This window comes from Pseudomonas sp. NIBRBAC000502773 (genome assembly GCF_006517195.1).
Taxonomy (GTDB): domain Bacteria; phylum Pseudomonadota; class Gammaproteobacteria; order Pseudomonadales; family Pseudomonadaceae; genus Aquipseudomonas; species Aquipseudomonas marginalis.
Genome location: NZ_CP041189.1, coordinates 4,924,185 through 4,945,350, shown reverse-complemented (window position 1 = coordinate 4,945,350; position 21,166 = coordinate 4,924,185). Strand labels below are relative to the sequence as shown.

The 21,166-nt window shown below is 61.6% G+C and carries 19 protein-coding genes and 2 pseudogenes; 10 read left to right on the top strand and 11 right to left on the bottom strand.

Translation table 11 applies throughout. The features are described from left to right. Positions 1-29: 29 nt before the first annotated feature. Together NIBR502773_RS22860 and NIBR502773_RS22855 are read right to left on the bottom strand one after the other, a co-directional pair. A pseudogene (locus NIBR502773_RS22860) lies at positions 30-1,099 on the bottom strand (AI-2E family transporter). Between the two features lie 31 nt (positions 1,100-1,130). Beyond that, positions 1,131-1,370 (bottom strand): sulfurtransferase TusA family protein, encoded by a 240-nt coding sequence (locus NIBR502773_RS22855; RefSeq protein WP_010212198.1) that lies wholly within the window; start codon positions 1,368-1,370, stop codon positions 1,131-1,133. A 95-nt stretch (positions 1,371-1,465) separates the two neighbouring features. Between NIBR502773_RS22855 and NIBR502773_RS22850 the strand changes: the two genes are divergently transcribed. Next, the gene (locus NIBR502773_RS22850; protein WP_027604315.1) at positions 1,466-2,899 is read left to right on the top strand and encodes a M48 family metalloprotease; all 1,434 of its coding nucleotides are present in this window, start codon (positions 1,466-1,468) and stop codon (positions 2,897-2,899) included. A gap of 66 nt (positions 2,900-2,965) precedes the next feature. Here NIBR502773_RS22850 and NIBR502773_RS22845 read toward each other — a convergent pair whose 3' ends face one another. From NIBR502773_RS22845 to rpoE, 4 genes are all read right to left on the bottom strand, one after another. Next, entirely contained in the window at positions 2,966-4,405 is a 1,440-nt protein-coding gene (locus NIBR502773_RS22845; protein ID WP_065938892.1) for a DegQ family serine endoprotease, read from the bottom strand. A gap of 234 nt (positions 4,406-4,639) precedes the next feature. Next, positions 4,640-5,602 carry a MucB/RseB C-terminal domain-containing protein gene (locus NIBR502773_RS22840; protein WP_141157007.1) on the bottom strand — a complete coding sequence of 321 codons (963 nt, stop codon included), beginning with the start codon at positions 5,600-5,602 and terminating at the stop codon, positions 4,640-4,642. A 16-nt stretch (positions 5,603-5,618) separates the two neighbouring features. Then, entirely contained in the window at positions 5,619-6,206 is a 588-nt protein-coding gene (locus NIBR502773_RS22835; protein ID WP_141157006.1) for a sigma-E factor negative regulatory protein, read from the bottom strand. Positions 6,207-6,238: 32 nt separating this feature from the next. After that, positions 6,239-6,820 (bottom strand): RNA polymerase sigma factor RpoE, encoded by a 582-nt coding sequence (rpoE, locus tag NIBR502773_RS22830; protein WP_003172477.1) that lies wholly within the window; start codon positions 6,818-6,820, stop codon positions 6,239-6,241. Positions 6,821-7,281: 461 nt separating this feature from the next. Between rpoE and nadB the strand changes: the two genes are divergently transcribed. Next, positions 7,282-8,898 (top strand): L-aspartate oxidase, encoded by a 1,617-nt coding sequence (gene nadB, locus NIBR502773_RS22825; RefSeq protein WP_141157005.1) that lies wholly within the window; start codon positions 7,282-7,284, stop codon positions 8,896-8,898. Here nadB and NIBR502773_RS22820 read toward each other — a convergent pair. After that, complete coding sequence (locus NIBR502773_RS22820; protein ID WP_141157004.1) at positions 8,867-9,313, bottom strand: protein YgfX; 447 nt, start codon at positions 9,311-9,313, stop codon at positions 8,867-8,869. The two genes, nadB and NIBR502773_RS22820, sit on opposite strands and share 32 nt — an antisense overlap. Beyond that, positions 9,297-9,551, bottom strand: coding sequence for a succinate dehydrogenase assembly factor 2 (locus NIBR502773_RS22815; protein WP_115485870.1), 255 nt, complete (start codon positions 9,549-9,551; stop codon positions 9,297-9,299). Before NIBR502773_RS22815 ends, NIBR502773_RS22820 begins: the two co-directional genes overlap by 17 nt. A gap of 140 nt (positions 9,552-9,691) precedes the next feature. On the opposite strand from NIBR502773_RS22815, the gene NIBR502773_RS22810 reads away from it, so the two are divergent. Together NIBR502773_RS22810 and NIBR502773_RS22805 are read left to right on the top strand one after the other, a co-directional pair. Beyond that, positions 9,692-10,633 (top strand): folate-binding protein YgfZ, encoded by a 942-nt coding sequence (locus NIBR502773_RS22810; RefSeq protein WP_141157003.1) that lies wholly within the window; start codon positions 9,692-9,694, stop codon positions 10,631-10,633. 36 nt (positions 10,634-10,669) lie between these two features. Further along, a complete protein-coding gene (locus NIBR502773_RS22805; protein ID WP_115485868.1) occupies positions 10,670-11,491 on the top strand; it encodes an HDOD domain-containing protein in 822 nt (273 codons plus the stop codon). Here NIBR502773_RS22805 and NIBR502773_RS22800 read toward each other — a convergent pair. Further along, a pseudogene (locus NIBR502773_RS22800) lies at positions 11,492-12,876 on the bottom strand (sensor histidine kinase). Next, positions 12,869-13,540 (bottom strand): response regulator, encoded by a 672-nt coding sequence (locus NIBR502773_RS22795; RefSeq protein ID WP_108573986.1) that lies wholly within the window; start codon positions 13,538-13,540, stop codon positions 12,869-12,871. Before NIBR502773_RS22795 ends, NIBR502773_RS22800 begins: the two are co-directional and overlap by 8 nt. A 235-nt stretch (positions 13,541-13,775) precedes the next feature. Here NIBR502773_RS22795 and NIBR502773_RS22790 point away from each other — a divergent pair, with 235 nt between their 5' ends. From NIBR502773_RS22790 to NIBR502773_RS22770, 5 genes are read left to right on the top strand one after another with little or no spacing between them, the layout of a single operon-like run. Then, positions 13,776-15,068 (top strand): OprD family porin, encoded by a 1,293-nt coding sequence (locus tag NIBR502773_RS22790; RefSeq protein WP_065947359.1) that lies wholly within the window; start codon positions 13,776-13,778, stop codon positions 15,066-15,068. 31 nt (positions 15,069-15,099) lie between these two features. Further along, on the top strand, positions 15,100-16,083 hold the full coding sequence (locus NIBR502773_RS22785; RefSeq protein ID WP_141157002.1) for a tripartite tricarboxylate transporter substrate binding protein: 984 nt from the start codon (positions 15,100-15,102) through the stop codon (positions 16,081-16,083). A gap of 59 nt (positions 16,084-16,142) precedes the next feature. Beyond that, complete coding sequence (locus NIBR502773_RS22780; protein ID WP_141157001.1) at positions 16,143-16,601, top strand: tripartite tricarboxylate transporter TctB family protein; 459 nt, start codon at positions 16,143-16,145, stop codon at positions 16,599-16,601. A 1-nt stretch (position 16,602) separates the two neighbouring features. Next, entirely contained in the window at positions 16,603-18,117 is a 1,515-nt protein-coding gene (locus NIBR502773_RS22775; protein ID WP_027604329.1) for a tripartite tricarboxylate transporter permease, read from the top strand. Continuing rightward, positions 18,110-19,147 (top strand): AbrB family transcriptional regulator, encoded by a 1,038-nt coding sequence (locus NIBR502773_RS22770; RefSeq protein ID WP_141157000.1) that lies wholly within the window; start codon positions 18,110-18,112, stop codon positions 19,145-19,147. Before NIBR502773_RS22775 ends, NIBR502773_RS22770 begins: the two co-directional genes overlap by 8 nt. A gap of 31 nt (positions 19,148-19,178) precedes the next feature. Here the strand turns inward: NIBR502773_RS22770 and ung are convergent, their stop codons facing one another. After that, positions 19,179-19,871, bottom strand: coding sequence for a uracil-DNA glycosylase (ung, locus tag NIBR502773_RS22765; protein WP_027604331.1), 693 nt, complete (start codon positions 19,869-19,871; stop codon positions 19,179-19,181). A 136-nt stretch (positions 19,872-20,007) separates the two neighbouring features. Between ung and NIBR502773_RS22760 the strand changes: the two genes are divergently transcribed. Then, positions 20,008-21,120 (top strand): enoyl-CoA hydratase/isomerase family protein, encoded by a 1,113-nt coding sequence (locus NIBR502773_RS22760; RefSeq protein WP_092356563.1) that lies wholly within the window; start codon positions 20,008-20,010, stop codon positions 21,118-21,120. Positions 21,121-21,166 lie beyond the last annotated feature (46 nt).

Here is a 21,166-nt window from a genome sequence, read left to right as displayed (position 1 = left end):
GGCGATGAAGCAGTGATTCGCGCCTCCCCTTACAACAACGGTGCCACCACCGGCTCCTGCCGCGGCCACGCATCCAGCACGGCCTTGAACAGCGTCGCCAGGGGAATCGCAAAGAACACCCCCAGAATCCCCACAGCCCACCAAACAACAACACTGCACAGATGATCGCCACCGGGTGCAGGTTGACCGCCTCCGAGAACAGCAGCGGCACCAGCACGTTGCCATCCAGGGTCTGGATGATGCCGTAGACCGCCATCAAGTAGATGAACTGGTCGCTCCAGCCCCACTGGAACAAGGCGATCAAGGTCACCGGCACCGTCACCACCACGGCACCGACATACGGCACCACCACCGAAATCCCTACCAGCAATGCCAGCAAGGCGGCGTAGTTGAGGTCCAGTGCGATAAACGCGATGTAGGTAACGCCCCCGCAGATAATGATCTCGATGACCTTGCCACGAATGTAGTTGGCGATCTGCCGGTTCATTTCTTCGGCCACCCGGGTGATCAGCGCTCGTTCGCGCGGCAGATAGCCGCTCACCCAACGTCCGATCATGGCGCGATCCTTGAGGAAGAAGAACACCAGGATCGGTACGAGCACCAGGTAGATCATGATGTTGACCAGCAGCGGCAGGCTGGACAGGGAAAAGGTCAGAGCCCATTGCCCGAACTTGCCGATTTCGCCGCGCGCCACTTCTATGGCCTGCAACACCTGCTCGTCCGAGACCAGGTGCGGGTAACGCTCCGGCAACAGCAGCAACAGCGACTGCCATTTGGCGAGCATGCCCGGCAACTCGTTGAACAACGTGATCAGTTGGTGCCACAGCAGCGGCAATACCACGACGACAAACACCACCAGCAGCCCCATGAACAAGGCGAATACCAGGCCCACTGCCGCGCCGCCCGGCAAGCGTAAACGCTCCAGGGTGGTGACCAGGCCCTGCATCAGGTAAGCCAGCACCATCCCCGCCAGTACCGGCGCCAGCATGCCTCCCAAGGTGAGTACGGCCGTAAAGGCCAGGAACAGCAGGACCGCCAGCACCACGGCTTCTTCATCGGAGAAGTAGCGCTGGATCCAGTCTCGTAACACTTTGAACATCAATCAACCTCGGGTGGTAGGGGCAAACGGTTCAGGCCTTGCGCAACCAGTAACGGTACACACCGGCGGCGTCTTCTTCATGCAGCAGGGTATGGCCGGCCAGCTTGGCGAAGGTGCGGAAATCACGCTGGGAACCTGCGTCGGTGGCGATCACCTTGAGCACAGCGCCACTGGCCAATCGATTGAGTTCCAGCTTGGCCTTGAGTAGAGGCAACGGGCAATTGAGGCCGCTGGCATCGAGTTCGGCATCAAAGGCTACAGCGTCGGTCATGGTTTTACTCCGGGCACGCATTCGGGGTGCTTAGAATATCTGGTCCGAAGCTCAGTGTCCGGCTACAGTAAGCTCTTTGTCGAAAGGCTCTGTGCATGACTTTTTTGCGCCCCACCCTGCTGACGCTGGCTTGCCTGCTGGCCTCCCCAGGCTTCGCTGACGACCTGCCGTCACTTGGCGACGCCAGTTCTGCCATTGTCTCGCCACAACAGGAATATCAGCTGGGCCGCGCCTGGCTGGCCTATCTACGGGGCCAGGTCTCGCAGCTGAACGACCCGCAGCTCAAGGATTACGTCGAAACCAGCGTGTACAAGCTGGTGGAAACCAGCCAGGTGAATGACCGGCGCCTGGAATTCATCCTGATCAACAGCCCGCAACTGAACGCCTTCGCCGCACCCGGCGGTATCGTCGGCGTGAACGGCGGCCTGTTTCTCAATGCCCAGACCGAAGGGGAATACGCGTCGGTGCTGGCCCACGAACTGGCTCACTTGTCCCAGCGTCACTTCGCCCGTGGTGTCGAGGCGCAGCAGCGCATGCAGATCCCGATGATGGCCGCGCTCCTCGGCGGCATCATTGCGGCCGCCGCCGGTGCCGGGGATGCCGGGATCGCTGCAATCGCCGGCACCCAGGCCGCAGCCATCCAGGAACAACGACGATTCTCTCGCCAGAATGAGCAGGAGGCGGACCGTATCGGCATCGTCAACCTGGAGAAAGCCGGCTACGACCCGCGCTCCATGCCAACCATGTTCGAACGCCTGATGCGTCAGTATCGCTTCGACGCCAAGCCGCCAGAATTCCTGCTGACTCACCCGGTGACCGAATCGCGTATCGCCGACACCCGCAACCGCGCGGAACAGGCCAAGGCCGGCGGCAAGGAAGACAGCCTGCGCTACCAGCTGATTCGCGCGCGGGTACAGCTGCAATACGAAGACACCTCCGGACTCGCCGCCAAGCGCTTCCAGGCGCAACTGGACGAAAATCCTAAAAACGACGTGGCGCGCTATGGCCTGGCCATCGCCCAGATCAAAGCCTCCCAGTTCAAGCAGGCACGGGAAAGCCTGCAACCCTTGCTGGCCAAGGCGCCCAATGACATCACCTACAACCTGGCGCAAATCCAGTTGGACATCGACAACAACCACCTGCCCGATGCCCAGCAACGCACGGATCGGATGCTGACCCAATACCCCGGCAACTACCCGCTGAATCAGATTCGGGTAGATCTGTTGCTTAAACAGAATCGGACCGCCGATGCGGAAAAGGCCCTGGATGGCTTGCTCAAGTCTCGCCCGGACGATCCGGATGTGTGGTACCAGGTCGCTGAGACCCGTGGATTGTCGGGCAATATCATCGGGCTGCATCAGGCTCGCGCCGAATACTTTGCATTGGTGGGCGACTTCCAGCAGGCGATTCAGCAGTTGGACTTTGCCAAACGTCGCGCCGGCAGCAATTTCCCGTTGTCGTCACGTATCGATGCACGTCAGCGTGAGTTGATCGAACAGGAACGCCTGGTTAAAGGCATGATGGGCTAGGCCCATCGCCCACAAAAAAGCCCCGCCCTCGTAACACGAAGGCGGGGCTTTTATTGGCCGGGTGGGTTACTCGGCCAGCTTGAAGGTAATGAAACTGGCACGCCCCTGGCGAAGCACGCGCATCGATACCGAGCGGTTCTTCGGCAACGCCTTGGCGATGTCGGTGAACTGCTTGGTAGTCTCAATCGCCTGATTGTTCAGGTGAGTGATCACGTCGCCAGGCTGCAGGCCGATCAAGGCTGCCGGGCCGTCCTGCACTTCCTTGATCACCACGCCGCTCTTGAGATCGAAGGCTTTCTTCTGCTCGTCAGTCAGCTCGGCCACGGCAATGCCCAGGCGATTGCTGCTGCGCTCGGCGCCCGGCTTGGTATTACCCAGGGCATCCAGGGTCGCGCCCTCTTCAGGGATCGCACCCACGGTCAGCTCGACATTCTGGCGCTTGCCATCACGAATCACTTCCAGCTTGGCCTTGCTGCCGGCCTTGAGTGCGCCAACCAGGTGCGGCAGGTCGGCCGACATAATGATCGGTTGACCGTTCATGCTCAGAATCACGTCGCCGACTTGCAGACCGCCTTTGGCAGCCGGGCCGTCGTCCTGGATTTGCGCGACCAGGGCGCCCGCCGGCTTGTCGAGGCCGAAGGATTCAGCCAGGTCCTTGTTCACTTCCTGAATGACCACGCCCAACCAGCCACGGCTGACCTTGCCACCGCTTTTCAGCTGATTGGAAACATCCATGGCCACGTCGATAGGAATGGCGAACGAAACCCCCATGAAGCCACCGGAACGGGTGTAGATCTGCGAGTTGATCCCCACCACTTCACCCGCCAGGTTGAACAACGGGCCACCGGAGTTGCCCGGGTTGATCGGCACGTCGGTCTGGATGAACGGCACATAGTTCTCGTTCGGCAGGCTGCGACCAATGGCACTGACGATGCCCTGGGTGACGGTATGGTCAAAACCAAACGGCGAGCCGATGGCTACCACCCACTGCCCCGCCTTCAGGTCCTGGGACTTGCCCAGCTTCAGCACCGGCAGGTCCTTGCCTTCGATCTTCAGCAAAGCCACGTCGGAACGCGGATCGGTGCCGACCAATTTGGCTTTCAGCTCACTGCGATCAGCCAGGCGCACAAGGATCTCGTCGGCGTCGGCAATTACATGGTTATTGGTGAGGATGTAGCCATCTGGCGAGATGATGAAGCCCGACCCCAGGGACTGCGCTTCACGCTGGCCACCACCGCCACCACGGGGCGCACGCGGTTGTGGCATGCCACGCTCGAAGAACTCGCGCAGCATCGGCGGCAGGCCTTCCAGGTCAGGCATCTGCTGGTTGGAGACTTTGCGATCCGGCAGCTTCTGAGTGGTACTGATATTCACCACGGCAGGCGAGGCTTGCTCAACCAATTGGGTGAAGTCAGGCAACTCGACCGCTTGCGCGGGCACGGCCTGACCCAGCACCAATACCGTGGCGACTATGGATAGGTAAGACTTCAAACGTGGTATCGACATACAGCTCCCGTTACGACGAGCAGGGTTGAGCGACAGGGTTCAAGAAACGCCGAAAACTGCGAACGACATCTTTGTTCCGCGAACTAAACAAGGCCAGGGCCAACAAGCCCTGACCTATAAAAAACATGGGAGATTTTTGCAAGTGAAAATGCTGATCCAGACATTTCATGCTCTCGGCAGCCAACCTGGCATGGACGTACTGTGAAAGATCTGGATGAACATAGGATTAACGACTCACGGCTTGGGGGCGGCCTTTTTTTCACCGCGCACCGACAGTGCGATGCGTTCGGCGGTGCCAATAGGTATTTCGCCGACCACAGTCACCATCATTTCGCCATCCACCGTATTCAAGCGACGAGATACAGCAACCGTGGGGCCTAATTGGGTGCGAGTCTCGGTCACGCTCACATCGCTGATCGGCTCAAGAAACACCGAAAAGCGCGCCAGTCCATCTTCATACATCAGGCTGTCGACCGTGGCCTTGGTATGGGGATCCTTGCGGGCGCTGCTATTGGTCAGCTGAAAGCCTGGCGGCAACCACTCCAAGTGCCACGCCTCGGTGGCCTCTACGGCCGCTGCCTTAGTGTCGCCGACGGCGATGGAGGTGCATTCGCCGCTGGGCTGCAAGTCGCGATCATTGGGTGTGGTGGAGGTGTCCAATCGAGTGAACTGAAAGCGCTCCAGCAACTGTCCTTGATCATTCAGCAACAAGGATTTGAGCGGCAGCGCAGTTTCACGATCAAGATGCAGCTCAAAACCGTAGCGATATTGATCACGGGGCGTAATCGACACAATCACTGCATTGCGACCGGCCACGCGAGATTTGCCGATAACGGCCAGTTCATAGAATTGATTGAGTCTTTGCGGATCGAGCGCGCGCGAGGGCGCATCACGCGAATTGCCAAGGCCGGCGACAAGAGTGCCGCTGACGCACTGAGTACGACCGTCTACACGAACGACTTCCTGGGCAGAACCATCAAGCTGCAAAAGCCGCTCACGGACCTGGCCATTCTGGACACGATGCCAGATGTCGTGGGTAGAAAAACTGCCATTACGTTCGTAGACAAACGTACCTTGAAAACTTTGCTGCTGCTCAGCACGCCCAAGTCGAGTCAGCCAGTCTTGGGCTTCATCGGCATGGGCGGGGAGTGCAAACCAACCACTGAGCAATAACGTAAGGAGCGGTATGGCGCGCATAGGGCTCCTTAACGGATCAGCGGTTTTCCAGGCTTGCAGCGCGAGCGTATGGCAGAGCGCTTTCAGTGCCTTTCAAGGCGGATTCCTGTGCGTGTTGGCGCAGGTAGCCTGGAAGACGCTGGTCCTGCCAGCCGGATTGCCCTTGCAGCACACCGTTGGCCATAGGGCCGGTGGTGTCTGAGCTTTCCTTGTAGCCGGCCAGTACCGCTGGGCCTTTGACTTGCGGACCGGCCATGACCGGTTGCTGAGTCTGCTGGGCCAGTTCGGCACCGGCGATTTCGTCATGGTTGTACAGGCGAACACCGGCCAGCACTGCAACAGTCACCGAGGCAGCCACTGCCAGGCGACCCAGGCTGCGCCAAGGGCCACGAGCAGCTTTTGCCGGAACGGCTTCATCAGCCAGCGCGGCAGAAACGGCCGCAGCAATATCCAGACGAGGGATTAGAAGATCCTTGTGCATCACCGCCCGAGCGACTTGGTAACGAGACCAGGTATCACGGGTTTCGGCATCATCAAATGCGTTGAGCACTCGACGAAGTTCCAGTTCATCCGCTTCGTTATCCATCACTGCGGACAGCGATTCCTGCAGGGCATCACGACTCATGGCGGTTCCTCTCTTGGCTGTCGCCGCTGTCTTTAGTTTTCCTGCAACAACGGTTGCAAGGCTTTATCGATGGCTTCCCGGGCCCGGAAAATCCGTGACCTTACAGTCCCCACCGGACACTGCATGACGCTCGCAATGTCTTCGTAACTCAGACCATCGAATTCACGTAAAGTTAACGCCGTACGCAAATCTTCTGGCAGTTGCTGAATTGTGCGATGAACGGTGCCTTCGATCTCGTCGCGCAGCAATGCACGCTCCGGCGACTCGAGATCTTTGAGGCCGTGATCACCATCGTAAAATTCTGCATCTTCTGAACTTACATCGCTATCCGGTGGGCGGCGTCCGCGAGACACCAGATAGTTCTTCGCCGTGTTGATGGCGATGCGGTAGAGCCACGTGTAAAACGCACTATCACCGCGGAAATTGCCCAGTGCACGGTACGCCTTGATAAAGGCTTCCTGTGCAACGTCCTGCGCTTCATGGGTGTCGTGCACAAACCGCACGATCAACCCGAGAATTTTGTGCTGGTATTTCAGCACTAGCAGATCAAATGCTCGCTTGTCACCGCGTTGAACGCGCTCGACCAGCTGCTGATCCTCTTCCTGGGTTAGCATGAACACTCCTCGTTGTACTTGAAGGAGGCTTGCATAACTAAACGATCAGGCTTGCAAACATAGACTCGGACTTTTCGCAAAAGTTCTCCCCCTTCAAGCAAGTTTCCGGCACGCACTGATTTGGCACACACGAAAAACGCAGCGCGGGCAACGCCGGCTGCGCGAATAATCTTGTCGTCGGTTTTCTGACGCGTCCAATGCTCCCGACGGGCCAATAAACTCAACGTTTCCCAGCTTTCGGGCAACCTGCTATTGAGTCGGGGCTTATGCAAAAAGTTCCCACCTCAATAACCTGCCGATTTTACCCGAGCCGTGCACCGTAATCTCACATTGCCACGAATGCCCGGCTATTGTGCCGCTCCCCCCTCTATATACTAGTGGCCCGTGTGACCCTTTGATTCGCCGATCCAGGCGTCCTGTTTGCGCCAGCCCTGTGGATCGCTTTTTGCGGAATCCTTCAAATGAGCCAACAGTTTCAACACGATGTCCTGGTGATCGGTAGCGGCGCGGCCGGCTTGAGCCTTGCGCTGACCCTTCCCAGCCACCTGCGTATTGCCGTCCTGAGCAAAGGCGACCTGGCCAACGGTTCGACATTCTGGGCCCAGGGCGGTGTCGCCGCGGTGCTGGACGACACCGATACGGTGCAATCCCACGTTGAAGACACCCTCAACGCCGGCGGCGGCCTGTGCAACGAAGACGCGGTGCGCTTCACCGTCGAGCATAGCCGCGAGGCGATCCAATGGCTGATCGACCAGGGCGTGCCCTTCACCCGCGATGAACATGCAGGCAGCGATGACGGCGGCTTCGAGTTCCATCTGACCCGCGAAGGCGGCCACAGCCATCGCCGTATCATCCACGCCGCCGATGCCACCGGTGCCGCGATCTTCAAGACCTTGCTCGACCAGGCCCGCCAACGCCCCAACATCGAACTGCTGGAACAACGCGTCGCTGTCGACCTGATCACCGAAAAGCGCCTGGGCCTGCCGGGCGAACGCTGCCTCGGCGCCTATGTGCTCAACCGCGCCAGCGGCGAAGTGGATACTTATGGTGCGCGCTTCACCATCCTCGCCTCAGGCGGCGCCGCCAAGGTCTACCTCTATACCAGCAACCCCGACGGCGCCTGCGGCGACGGCATTGCCATGGCATGGCGCTCGGGCTGCCGGGTGGCCAACCTGGAATTCAACCAGTTCCACCCCACCTGCCTTTATCACCCACAGGCCAAGAGCTTCCTGATCACCGAAGCCCTGCGCGGCGAAGGTGCACACCTCAAGCTGCCCAATGGTGAGCGCTTCATGCAGCGTTTCGACCCGCGCGCCGAGCTGGCTCCACGGGATATTGTCGCCCGCGCCATCGACCATGAAATGAAGCGCCTGGGCATCGACTGCGTCTACCTGGACATCAGCCACAAGCCCGAAGCGTTCATCAAGACCCACTTCCCGACCGTCTACGAGCGCTGCCTGGCGTTCAACATCGACATCACCAAAGGCCCGATCCCGGTGGTGCCGGCGGCGCACTACACCTGCGGCGGTGTGATGGTCGACCAGCATGGGCGTACCGACGTACCCGGCCTGTACGCGATTGGCGAAACCAGCTTCACCGGCCTGCACGGCGCCAACCGCATGGCCAGCAACTCACTGCTCGAATGCTTCGTCTACGCCCGCTCGGCCGCAGCCGACATTCTCGAACAACTGCCGCGCATCCCGGTGCCGGCCGCCCTGCCCCGCTGGGATGCCAGCCAGGTTACCGACTCGGACGAAGACGTGATCATCGCCCACAACTGGGACGAGCTGCGGCGCTTCATGTGGGATTACGTGGGGATCGTGCGCACCAACAAGCGCCTGCAACGGGCACAGCACCGGGTGCGATTGCTGCTGGATGAGATTGATGAGTTCTACAGCAACTATAAGGTCAGCCGTGACCTGATCGAACTGCGCAACCTGGCCCAAGTCGCGGAGTTGATGATCCGTTCGGCCATGGAGCGCAAGGAAAGCCGGGGCCTGCACTACACCCTCGACTACCCGCAGATGCTGCCCGAGGCCCGCGACACTATTCTGGTGCCAACCACCTACGGCGGCTGAACTTCAAGCGAACCCGCAGTCGCCGGTGCACATCGGCGGCCTGCGAATCCGTCGGCACGCAGACCGAGCGCACCCGCCATTCCCCCGGTACGCGATAGCGCAACACCACAATCAGCGGCAACGCCAGGCTGTCGGGCCGCAGCTGCACGCGATGCCAACCGCGCTCATTGCTGAATAACTGCCAGCCCTCTTCATCGCGCCGCAGGCCACGAATCGACGAACGGTGAGTCAGCAGAACATAACGCGGCAATACCCAGACAGCCTGGGCCAGGCATGCCAGCACGCCGAGGACAGCAAAGGGAGCGTCGAGGACCATCAGCGCACCCAGCGCGAACAGCTGGGCAAGGAGATACGCCGCCAGCAGCAGCCGTGAGGCCTGCCAGCGGCATTCGAAACGATTACTTGGGCTGGACACGATCCAGGATCATCCGGACCATGCGCTGCAGTTCAGGATCTTCGGACTCTGCCCGCTCCATGAACCAGCCGAACATGTCCTGATCTTCGCAAGTCAGCAGCCTGACGTAGAGATCGCGATCTTCCTGATTGAGCGTCGCGTACACCTCTTTGGTAAAAGGCACCAGCAACACATCAAGCTCAAGCATGCCACGACGGCTGTGCCAGTAGAGACGATTGATTTCTACATCTTCGACCATGGAGCGCTCCTCAAATAGAGCGCAAGTATACAGGCCCGACGGCACCGGAACAGTCGGCTTTGGTCGCCCCCTACGGAAACTATCCATTTGCCGGGCGCCCCTCTATGATGCACCCATGACTTTTTGACCTGCGATGACCCATGGCTGACTCTGCTTTCTTCTGCCCCCTGTCCCACGAAGGCGTTCTCGCCGTCCGCGGCTCCGACGCTGCCAAGTTCCTGCAGGGACAACTCACCTGCAACCTCAATTACCTGAGCGACACCCAGGCCAGCCTCGGTGCGCGCTGCACGCAAAAAGGCCGCATGCAGTCGAGCTTCCGCATCCTGTTGCAGGGCGACGGCGTACTCCTGGCCATGGCCAGCGAACTGCTCGAACCGCAACTGGCGGACCTGAAGAAATATGCGGTGTTCTCCAAGTCCAAGCTCACCGACGAAAGCGCCGCCTGGGTGCGTTTCGGTGTGATCGATGGCGATCAGGCGCTGACCGGCCTTGGCCTTGAGCTACCCACCGAAACGGACAGCGTTGCCCGCACCGAACACCTGATCGCCGTCCGAGTGTCTCCCGCCCGCGCCGAACTCTGGGTACCGGCCGAGCAAGCCGACGGCGTGCGCAGCCAATTGGCCGCACAGTTGACACAAACCGACTTGAATCACTGGCTACTGGGCCAGATCCGCGCCGGTATCGGCCAGGTCATGCCCCAGACCCGCGAACTGTTCATCCCGCAGATGCTCAACCTGCAGGCCGTGGGCGGCGTCAGCTTCAAGAAAGGCTGCTACACCGGCCAGGAAATCGTCGCGCGCATGCAGTACCTGGGCAAACTCAAGCGTCGCCTGTACCGCTTGAGCTTGAATGCGGCTGAAATGCCCGAGCCAGGCACCCCGTTGTTTTCCCCCAGCCACAACAGCTCCATCGGCGAAGTGGTGATTGCAGCAAAAGCTGACCAGGTGATTGAACTTCTGGCGGTATTGCAAGCCGAAGCTGCCGATAGTGGCGATGTGCACCTAGGCACGCTGGAAGGCCCCGGTTTGCAACTGCTTGACCTGCCTTACACCCTTGACCGTGATCGTGAGATCCAGCGTTAGTCGCCGTATTTTCCTGCAACACCCTAGAGAGCATGAATGAACAAACTGGCGGAAAAAGTCCAACAGGCGTTGGTTAAGGCCATCGACAACGATGACCTGGTTCTGCCGACATTGCCGGAAGTGGCCCTGAACATCCGTCAGGCCGCTGAAGACCCGGAAATCAGCATCAGCCACTTGAGCAAAGTGATCGGCCGCGACACTGCGTTGTCGGCGCGCCTGATCAAAGTGGTCAACAGCCCACTGTTGCGCGCCACCCAGGAAGTCACCGACCTGCACACCGCCATCACCCGGCTGGGCACCAACTACAGCAGCAACCTGGCCATCGGCCTGGTGATGGAACAGATCTTCCACGCCCGTTCCGAAGTGGTCGAACAGAAAATGCGCGATGTGTGGCGCCGCAGCCTGGAAGTGGCAGGCGTCAGCTACGCCCTGTGCCGCAACCACAGCCAGCTCAAGCCGGACCAGGCAGCGCTGGGCGGCCTGGTGCACCAGATCGGCGTGCTGCCGATCCTGACCTATGCCGAGGACCACTACGAACTGCTGTCAGACCCGGTCAGCCTCAACCACGTGATCGACAGCATCCACCCGGTGCTGGGCGACAAGTTGCTGAGTGGCTGGGACTTCCCGGAAATGCTGGCGAAACTGCCGGGCCAGTACCTGAACCTGGAACGGGACTCAGCCTGCCTCGACTACATCGACCTGGTGCAGATTGCCGTGCTGTATTGCCATCACGGCACCGACCACCCCCTGGCCAAGGTGGACGTCTCCAGCGTGCCTGCGATGAAAAAACTGCGGGTTGACCCCTACAGCGAAAAACTGCGCGCAGAGCTGGATGAAGCGCGCGCCATGTTCGATTGATCAACCGGCGATAAAACTCACCCGCACCTTCAACCCCGCGTGCTCGCCGTCATGCAGGCTGATCTGGGCCAGATGCGCACGACAGATTTCGCCCACGATCGCCAACCCCAGGCCTGAGCCCATGCCTTGCTGGCTGCGGCGGTAAAAGCGCTCGAAAACCCGGTCGCGCTCATCCTGCGGAATACCCGGGCCATCATCTTCCACCTCCAGTACCGCCGGCGCCGTGACCCGCAGGATCACGTTGCCGCCCGGTGGCGTGTGCGCCAGGGCGTTGTCCACCAGGTTGCTCAACAGTTCGTTGAGCAGCGTCGGCTCGCCACGCAACCACACCGGTTCATCCGCCTCCAGCGCCAGTGCCACGCCGCGCGCATGGGCCAGCGGCGCCATGGCCATGCCCAGTTCACGGGCCAATTGGCTGAGGTCCAGCAACTGCGCGCCGCCTTCGGCAATCGCCCGGGCACCGTTTTCGATGCGCGCCAGGGACAGCAACTGATTGGCCAGGTGGGTCAATCGATCGGTGCCTTGGGCGGCGGTCTCCAGGGTACTGCGCCAGGTTGCGGGATCTTCGGCGCGCAGGCCCAACTCCAGGCGCGCCTTGAGCGCCGCCAACGGGGTACGCAGCTCATGGGATGCATCGGCAATAAACTGCGCCTGACGCTCGAACTGGCCGCGCAGGCGTTCGGTGAAGTGGTTGAGGGAACGCACCAGCGGGCCGAACTCATGCTGCACTTCCACCAACGGCAACGGCCGCAAGTCGTCGGGCTGGCGCTCTTCCACCGCCGTGCGCAGGCGCTCCAGCGGGCGCAAGGCGGCGCTGACGGCAAACCACACGAGCAACAAGGCACCGATGGCGAGCATGCCCAGGCGCAGCAAAGTGTCGGCCATCAGGCTGCGGGCCATGCTCACCCGTGCCTCATCGGTTTCGGCCACGCGGATTTCCGCCATGCCGTTCATGTTCGGTTCAGAGACCGCCTTAAGCAGGCTGACCACCCGCACTTCCTGGCCCTGGTACTTGGCGTTGTAGAAGCGCGCCAGCGCCGGGTAGTCGTCGGTGCGCGGCGTACCGGGGGCGGGCCGGGGAGGTTTTCGTAGCCGGAAATCAGCTTCTGATCAATGTCATTGACCTGGTAATAGATGCGCCCGGCGCTGTCGTAGGCAAAGGTGTCGAGGGCGACATAGGGCACGTTGGCGCTGAGGGTACCGTCCACCTGGGTCAGGCCGGCGGCGATGGTACGCGCCGAGGCCAGCAGCGTGCGGTCATAGGCGGTGTCGGCCGCTTCGCGACCGTTCCAGTAGGCACTCATGCCACTGGCGAGCATCAACAGCACCAGCAGCAGCGCCAGGTTCCACAGCAGGCGCCAGCGCAGGCTGCTGGGCTTATGCATCGCGGGCTTCCAGCAGGTAGCCGAGACCGCGGAACGTCACGATGGCGATGGGGTGGCCATCGAGCTTCTTGCGCAGGCGGTGCACGTAGATTTCGATGGCGTCGGGGCTGGCCTCTTCGTCCAGGCCGAACACCTGGGAAGCCAGTTGCTCCTTGCTCATCACCCGGCCTGGGCGGGCAATCAGCGCTTCAAGCACGGCTTGCTCGCGGGAGGTCAACGTCATCAACTCGCCGCCCACCGTGAAACGGCGGGTGTCGAGGTCATAGACCAGCACACCGCAGGCCTGCTGGCGCTCGCCGCCCAATACGCTGCGGCGCAGCAGCGCCTTGACCCGGGCTTCCAGCTCGGTCAGTTCGAACGGTTTGGCCAGGTAGTCATCGGCGCCCAGGTTCAGGCCATGCACGCGGTCCTTCACATCGCTGCGCGCGGTCAACATCAGCACCGGCAGGTTTTTCCCACGCGCCCGCAAGCGCGCCAGCACCTCGAAGCCGTCCATGCGCGGCAGGCCCACATCGAGGATGGCCACCGCGTAATCCTCACTGCCCAAGGCCAGGTCGGCGGCCACGCCGTCATGCAATACGTCAACGGTCAAACCTGTGCTCTTGAGCGCTTGGGCGACGCTTTCGGCGAGTTGCAGATGGTCTTCAACCAGAAGGACACGCATGGATTTCCACCTTATTCGGACGTGGTCGGCGCCACGCTTTGCCGGGCAGTTTACAGGCGCCGACTGCCCTGTGAAGCCTGAAAACATTGAAAGGCACCTGAAAGGTTAGTGAAAGCTTCGCCCTTTAGCATCCAGCCACGGTAGGTCATGCCTGCCGAGCGACCTGATGAGTCGCGCCCGAAAAACGCCTCGAAGCGTTTTCGCCAAAATAAGAACAATAACGGAGTGCACCACGATGCTGTCGACACAGCCACAGGCTTGCCCGCCTGTTCGTATTTCCCGCCTGACCCACACCGCCCTTGCCAGTGCCGCTGCCCTTGCCGGCTTTTCGCCGCTTGGCCAGGCTGCCTTCTTCGAAGACAGCAGCGCGACCCTGGAAACCCGCAACATGTACTTCAACCGCGACTTTCGCGACGGCACCAGCGCCCAGCAGTCCAAGCGCGACGAGTGGGCCCAGGGCTTCATGCTCAACCTGCAATCGGGCTACACCGACGGCACCGTCGGCTTTGGCGTGGATGCGCTGGGCATGCTCGGGGTCAAGCTCGACTCCAGCCCCGACCGCACCGGCACCGGCCTGCTGCCCACCCACGACGATGGCCGCGCCGCCAATGAGTACTCCAAGCTGGGCCTGACCGGCAAAGTGAAGATTTCCGCCACCGAGCTCAAGATCGGCTCGCTGATGCCTGAACTGCCGATCCTCAAGCCCAATGACGGGCGCATCCTGCCGCAGACCTTCAACGGTGGCCTGATCACCTCCAAGGAATTCAAGAACCTGGTCTTCACCGGCGGCCGCCTCGACAAGGCCAAGGACCGCGACGACAGCAACTACGAGGACATCGCCCTCAACAACAAGAACAGCCGCTTCCTCAGCGGTGCCACCGGCAAGCATTTCAACTTCGGCGGTGTCGACTACAAGTTCGCCGACAAGATCACCGGCAGCTACCACTTCGCCCAACTCGACGACGTGTACCGCCAGCACTTCCTCGGCCTGGTCGCCGCACGCCCGATGGGCCCCGGCACCTTCGCCACCGACCTGCGCCTGGCGATCAGCGATGACGCAGGCGCAGCCCGTGGCGGCAAGATCGACAACACCTCCCTCAACGGCCTGTTCAGCTATGCCCTCAATGGCCATAAGCTCAGCGCCGGCTACCAGCATATGTCCGGCGACAGTGCCTTTCCGTACGTGGATGGCAGCGACCCGTACCTGGTCAACTTCGTGCAGATCAACGACTTTGCCGGCGCCGAAGAGCGCTCCTGGCAGGCGCGCTACGACTACGACTTCGCCAAGCTGGGCATTCCCGGCCTGAGTTTCATGAGCCGTTACCTCTCGGGTGACAATATCAAGCTCAGGAACGGCGACACCGGCAAGGAATGGGAGCGCAACAGCGAGATCAAGTACGTGGTGCAAAGCGGTACGTTCAAGGATGTGGCCGTGCGCCTGCGCAATGCCACCTACCGTTCCAACTATTCAGCCCGTGATGCGGATGAAATGCGCCTGCTGGTCAGCTACAGCGTTGCGCTCTGGTAAGCCACTCATAACAACAAAGACGGAGATCACCATGACCCCTTCATTGCGTAAATTGGCCCTCGCCGCCGGCTGCATGCTGTTCGCCGGCCAACTGCTGGCCGCCGACGAACCCAAGCGCCCGGAATGCATCGCCCCGGCCTCCCCCGGCGGTGGTTTTGACCTGACCTGCAAACTGGCGCAAAGCGCGCTGGTCAACGAGAAACTGCTGAGCAAACCAATGCGCGTGACCTACATGCCGGGCGGCGTGGGCGCGGTGGCCTACAACGCCGTGGTGGCCCAGCGTCCTGCGGACGGCGGTACGCTCGTGGCCTGGTCCAGCGGTTCGCTGTTGAACCTGGCCCAGGGCAAATTCGGGCGCTTCGATGAGAGCGCCGTACGTTGGCTGGCCGCCGTGGGTACCAGCTACGGTGCCATCGCCGTTAAAGCCGATTCGCCCTACAAAACCCTCGACGATCTCGTCAAAGCCCTGAAGAAAGATCCCGGCAGCGTGGTGATCGGTTCCGGCGGCACCGTCGGCAGCCAGGACTGGATGCAAACCGCGCTGATCGCCAAGGCCGCCGGGATCAACCCGCGCGAGCTGCGCTACGTGGCGCTCGAAGGCGGCGGTGAAATCGCCACCGCCCTGCTCGGCGGACATATCCAGGTCGGCAGTACCGACATCTCCGACTCCATGCCGCACATCCTCAGCGGTGACATGCGTCTGCTGGCGGTGTTCTCCGAGGAACGCCTGGACGAGCCGGAAATGAAGAATATTCCGACCGCCAAAGAGCAAGGCTACGACATCGTCTGGCCGGTGGTGCGTGGCTTCTACCTCGGGCCAAAAGTCAGCGATGCCGACTACGCCTGGTGGCAGGAGGCCTTCGACAAACTGCTGGCCTCCGATGAGTTCGCCAAGCTGCGTGACCAGCGCGAGCTGTTCCCGTTCGCCATGACCGGCCCGGAGCTGGACACCTACGTGAAGAAACAGGTGGCTGACTACAAAGTGCTGGCCAAAGAGTTCGGCCTGATCCAGTAATCGCCCCTCTGTCGCGCGGCCATGCCTGGCAAACCCCAGGCATGGCCCAGGAGTTCAACATGCTCTTACAACGCATATTCGCCGCCGCGCTGCTGCTGGCGTGCGCCGGTCTGGCGCTGATGGCCTGGCCCTACCAGGCGTCGTTTTCCTACGAACCCGTAGGGCCCCGCGCCTACCCATTGCTGATGCTCGGGCTGATGAGCCTGGCGCTGATCTACATGCTGTTCCGCCCGCAACCCACCAAACACACTGAAGAAGAGCCGGCGCTCGACCGCCAGACCCTGGTCAAGATCGGCATCTGCGTCGCGCTGTTGATCGTGTTTGCCGGCACCTTCGAGCCCCTGGGCTTCATCCTCAGCAGCATGCTGATCGGCATCCCCATGGCGCGCCTGTATGGCGGCCGCTGGGTGCCCAGCGTGGTGATCGTCAGCCTGATGGCCATCGGTCTTTATCTGCTGTTCGATAAAGCCATGGATGTTCCGCTGCCCCTCGGCCTGCTCGACGTTCTGGAGAACTGATATGGATACTTTCGGCTATTTGGGCCAGGGCTTCGGCGTTGCACTGTCCCCCTACAACCTGGTGACTGCCCTGTGCGGCACCCTGATCGGCACCGTGGTCGGCCTGTTGCCGGGCCTGGGCCCTATCAACGGCGTGGCGCTGTTGATCCCCATCGCATTCGCCCTGGGCCTGCCGCCGGAATCGGCGCTGATCCTGCTGGCGGCCGTGTACCTGGGCTGCGAATACGGCGGCCGTATCAGCTCGATCCTGCTGAACATCCCGGGCGAAGCCTCCACCGTGATGACCACCCTCGACGGCTACCCGATGGCCCGCAAAGGCCTGGCCGGCGTGGCGCTGTCGTTGTCCGCGTGGAGTTCGTTCATCGGCGCGTTTATCGCCACCTGCGGCATGGTGCTGTTCGCGCCGCTGCTGGCCAAATGGGCGATTGCCTTCGGCCCGGCGGAATACTTCGTGCTGATGGTGTTTGCGATTGTCTGCCTGGGCGGCATGGCCGGTGACAAACCGTTGAAGACCTTTGTGGCGGCGCTGATCGGCCTGTTCCTTTCCGCCGTGGGCATCGACGCCAACAGCGGCGTGTACCGTTTTACCGGCGATAACATCCACCTCACCGACGGCATCCAGTTTGTGGTGTTGGTATTGGGCTTGTTCTCCATCAGCGAGATCCTGTTGCTGCTGGAAAAAACCCACCGTGGCCAGGAAGCGGTGAAAGCCACCGGGCGGATGATGTTCAACCTGAAGGAAGCAGGTTCGGTGTTCGTGGTGAACATTCGCTGCGGCCTGCTCGGTTTCATCATGGGCGTACTGCCCGGCGCGGGCGCGACCCTGGCCTCGGCGGTGGCCTACATGACCGAGAAACGCCTGGCCGGTGCCAGCGGTAAATTCGGCCAGGGCGACATGCGCGGCCTGGCGGCACCGGAAACCGCCATCGGTGCGTCCGCCTGCGGTGCCCTGGTGCCGATGCTGACCCTCGGCGTTCCCGGTTCGGGCACCACCGCCGTGATGATCGGCGCCCTGTCGCTGTACAACATCACCCCCGGCCCGCTGCTGTTCCAACAGCAACCGGATATCGTCTGGGGCCTGATCGCCTCGTTGTTTATCGCCAACATCATGCTGGTGATCCTCAACATCCCGATGATCCGCATCTTCACGCGCATCCTCGCCGTGCCGAACTGGGCGCTGGTGCCGGTGATCGCGATCATCACCGCGATCGGTGTGTACGCGGTGCACGCCACCACCTTCGACCTGTTCCTGATGGTCGGCATCGGCATCTTCGGCTACATCCTGCGCAAGCTGGACTTCCCGCTGTCGCCGGTGCTGCTGGGCTTTATCCTCGGCGGCCTGATGGAGCAGAACCTGCGCCGCGCGCTGTCGATTTCCAACGGTGACCTGCAGATTCTCTGGTCAAGCCCGATCACCTTCGGTGTGTGGGTACTGACCGCGTTGATGCTGGCCTTCCCGCTGGTGCGCATCTACCGCAAACGTGCCCTGCAGCGTCGTGCCGTGGCCGATGTCTGAGGTCACCTTTAAACATTGGTGGGGAACACCGCTGGTCGGCCTGGCCGGCGGTTACCTGGCCAGCCTGGTCGGCTGGCCTTTGCCGTACATGGTCGGCTCCTTACTGGCGATCATCCTCGTGCGTTGCCTCACGCCGTGGCAGTTGGCGGAGATTCCCGGCGGGCGCAAATGCGGCCAATGGGTGGTGGGCATCGGCATCGGCCTGCACTTCACCCCGGTGGTGATCGAACAGGTGATGAGCCACTTCGGCCTGATTTTCTTCGGGGCGCTGGTCACCAGCCTGTCGAGCGTGGTCGGCGTGTGGTTGATGCGCCGCAGTGGTGAAGACCGCGCCACCGCGTTTTTCTCGAGCATGCCGGGCGGTTCCGGGGAGATGGTCAACCTCGGCTCGCGCAATGGCGCGGTACTCAGCCGTGTCGCGGCTGGGCAAAGCCTGCGTGTGCTGGTGGTGGTGCTGTGTGTGCCGGCGATCTTCAAGTATCTGTTGGGCGGCGGTGCGCCGCAGTTTCATCCGGCGCCGGTCAGTTGGGCGTGGCTGGCGCTGCTGTTTCCACTCGGGGCACTGGTGGCCTGGGGCTGGCAGCGCTTGCGCCAGCCTAACCCGTGGCTGTTCGGCCCCTTGCTGGTCAGTGCGACGGCCAGCGTGGTGTGGGACCTGCATATCGGCCTGCCCGACGGCGGCAGCCAGATCGGCCAGTGGTTGATCGGCAGCGGGTTGGGCTGTCACTTCAATCGGCAGTTCTTTCGTCGAGCACCGTCGTTCATGGGCCGCACCTTGATCGGCACGGCCTTGACCATGGCGTTGGCAACGTTGGCCGCGGTGGGCTTGAGCGCCCTCACCCACCTGGACCTGCGCTCGCTGACCCTGGGCATGATGCCCGGCGGGATTGCCGAGATGAGCCTTACGGCCGAGACCCTGCAACTGTCGGTGCCGTTGGCGACGGCGATGCAGGTGATGCGCTTGTTGTTTGTGCTGTTTCTGGCGGAGCCGTTGTTTCGGCATTGGAACCGTCAGCCGGAAAAAATCTAAACCTTCGGCACAGGTTGAACTGTGCCTGGCCTTAGAGCGGCGGCAGGCGCCACTCAATCGGCGTCTCGCCGTTCTGCTCAAGAAACTTGTTGGTGCGGCTGAAATGCCCGCACCCCAGGAACCCCCGATACGCCGACAACGGTGACGGATGCACCGACGTCAGGACCAAATGCTTGGTGGCATCGACCAGTTTCTGCTTGCCCTGGGCATGGGCGCCCCACAACAGGAACACCAGGTGCGGCTGGTGCTCGCTGACCACCTCGATAATCCGATCGGTAAAGAACTGCCAGCCCTTGCCCGCATGGGCATTGGCGTTGGCGCGTTCCACGGTCATGGTGGTGTTGAGCAGCAACACGCCCTGGTCGGCCCAGCTTTGCAGGCAGCCGTGGTTGGGGATGTCGATGTTCAGGTCGCGCTTGAGCTCTTTGTAGATATTGACCAAAGACGGCGGTGCCGGCACTCCCGGTTGTACCGAAAAGCACAAACCGTGGGCCTGGCCGGGGCCGTGGTACGGGTCCTGGCCGAGGATCACCACCTTGACCTTGTCCAGCGGCGTTGAGTTAAGCGCATTGAAGATCAGCGGGCCGGGCGGGTAGATCTCTTTGCCGGCGGCATGTTCCTGGCGCAGGAACTCGCGCAACTGGCCCATGTAGGGCTTATCGAACTCATCACGCAGGGCGTGTTTCCAGCTGGGTTCGAGTTTGATACGGTCGCCTTCGGTCATAGTTGAAATGTCTTGTAGAAAAGAATGAGGCGAACCCTAGGAAAGCCGGCCCTGCTTGTCAATTGATCTGACACACCACCGGCACTTTCCCACGAAGCGATCATACTGATCCTTCACCTTCTCGATTGAGGTCACGATGAATCTGCACTTCGAAGAACTGACCGGCAGTGGCGGCGCCCGCGTCGGCATCGCCAGCCTCGACGCTGAAAAGTCCCTCAATGCCCTCTCTTTGCCGATGATCCTGGCCCTGACAGATCGCCTGGAGGCCTGGGCCAAAGACCCGGCCATCGTCTGTGTGCTGCTGCGTGGCAACGGGCCCAAGGCCTTTTGCGCCGGGGGCGAAGTGCGCAGCCTGGCCCAGGCCTGCCGCGAGCAGCCGGGTGAAGTGCCGGCCCTGGCCGCACAGTTTTTTGCTGCGGAATATCGTCTCGACTACCGCTTGCACACTTACCCTAAGCCGTTGATCTGCTGGGGCCACGGTTACGTGCTGGGCGGGGGCATGGGCCTGCTGCAAAGTGCGGCCATACGGATTGTCACGCCGAGCAGCCGCCTGGCCATGCCCGAGATCAGCATCGGCCTGTACCCGGACGTGGGCGCAAGCTGGTTCCTGTCGCGCCTGCCGGGCAAGCTGGGCTTATTCCTTGGCCTTACCGGTGCCCATATCAACGGCCGTGACGCTCTGGACCTGGGCCTGGCCGACCGTTTCCTGCGCGACGATCAACAAGACGAGTTGCTCGATGGCTTGCTGCAACTGAACTGGCAGGAACAGACCGCGATACAGCTCAACAGCCTGTTCAAGGCCCTGGCCCAGGAAGCCGTGGCCCAGCAACCCGAGGCGCAATGGCTGCCGCGCCGGGCACAGATCGACGAATGGCTGGACGTCGGCGATGTGCGCAGCGCCTGGCGCGCCTTGAGCCCGCTGCGCGACCACGCGGACCCACTGTTCAATCGCGCCGGCAAGACATTGAGCGAGGGCTGCCCGCTGACCGCGCACCTGGTGTGGGAACAGATCCAACGGGCCCGCCATCTGTCCCTGGCCGAGGTGTTCCAGATGGAATACACCCTGAGCCTGAACTGCTGCCGCCATCCGGAATTCAGCGAAGGGGTACGCGCGCGGTTGATCGACAAGGACCAGAAACCCCATTGGCATTGGCCGGACATCAATACGGTCCCGGACGCAGTGGTGCAGGCGCACTTCACCAAGGCGTGGGAAGGCCGGCACCCGCTGGCGGACTTGTCCGATTACTGAGGTTTTGCGCCCATGAAAAAGCGGCGCTTCATGCGCCGCTTGTCAT

Excerpts from the sequence above, each read along its gene's own strand:
- NIBR502773_RS22855 (WP_010212198.1), bottom strand. The coding sequence starts at position 1,370 with ATGACCGACGCTGTAGCCTTTGATGCCGAACTCGATGCCAGCGGCCTC.
- NIBR502773_RS22850 (WP_027604315.1), top strand. The coding sequence starts at position 1,466 with ATGACTTTTTTGCGCCCCACCCTGCTGACGCTGGCTTGCCTGCTGGCC.
- NIBR502773_RS22845 (WP_065938892.1), bottom strand. The coding sequence starts at position 4,405 with ATGTCGATACCACGTTTGAAGTCTTACCTATCCATAGTCGCCACGGTA.
- NIBR502773_RS22840 (WP_141157007.1), bottom strand. The coding sequence starts at position 5,602 with ATGCGCGCCATACCGCTCCTTACGTTATTGCTCAGTGGTTGGTTTGCA.
- NIBR502773_RS22835 (WP_141157006.1), bottom strand. The coding sequence starts at position 6,206 with ATGAGTCGTGATGCCCTGCAGGAATCGCTGTCCGCAGTGATGGATAAC.
- rpoE (WP_003172477.1), bottom strand. The coding sequence starts at position 6,820 with ATGCTAACCCAGGAAGAGGATCAGCAGCTGGTCGAGCGCGTTCAACGC.
- nadB (WP_141157005.1), top strand. The coding sequence starts at position 7,282 with ATGAGCCAACAGTTTCAACACGATGTCCTGGTGATCGGTAGCGGCGCG.
- NIBR502773_RS22815 (WP_115485870.1), bottom strand. The coding sequence starts at position 9,551 with ATGGTCGAAGATGTAGAAATCAATCGTCTCTACTGGCACAGCCGTCGT.
- NIBR502773_RS22810 (WP_141157003.1), top strand. The coding sequence starts at position 9,692 with ATGGCTGACTCTGCTTTCTTCTGCCCCCTGTCCCACGAAGGCGTTCTC.
- NIBR502773_RS22805 (WP_115485868.1), top strand. The coding sequence starts at position 10,670 with ATGAACAAACTGGCGGAAAAAGTCCAACAGGCGTTGGTTAAGGCCATC.
- NIBR502773_RS22795 (WP_108573986.1), bottom strand. The coding sequence starts at position 13,540 with ATGCGTGTCCTTCTGGTTGAAGACCATCTGCAACTCGCCGAAAGCGTC.
- NIBR502773_RS22790 (WP_065947359.1), top strand. The coding sequence starts at position 13,776 with ATGCTGTCGACACAGCCACAGGCTTGCCCGCCTGTTCGTATTTCCCGC.
- NIBR502773_RS22785 (WP_141157002.1), top strand. The coding sequence starts at position 15,100 with ATGACCCCTTCATTGCGTAAATTGGCCCTCGCCGCCGGCTGCATGCTG.
- NIBR502773_RS22780 (WP_141157001.1), top strand. The coding sequence starts at position 16,143 with ATGCTCTTACAACGCATATTCGCCGCCGCGCTGCTGCTGGCGTGCGCC.
- NIBR502773_RS22775 (WP_027604329.1), top strand. The coding sequence starts at position 16,603 with ATGGATACTTTCGGCTATTTGGGCCAGGGCTTCGGCGTTGCACTGTCC.
- NIBR502773_RS22770 (WP_141157000.1), top strand. The coding sequence starts at position 18,110 with ATGTCTGAGGTCACCTTTAAACATTGGTGGGGAACACCGCTGGTCGGC.
- ung (WP_027604331.1), bottom strand. The coding sequence starts at position 19,871 with ATGACCGAAGGCGACCGTATCAAACTCGAACCCAGCTGGAAACACGCC.
- NIBR502773_RS22760 (WP_092356563.1), top strand. The coding sequence starts at position 20,008 with ATGAATCTGCACTTCGAAGAACTGACCGGCAGTGGCGGCGCCCGCGTC.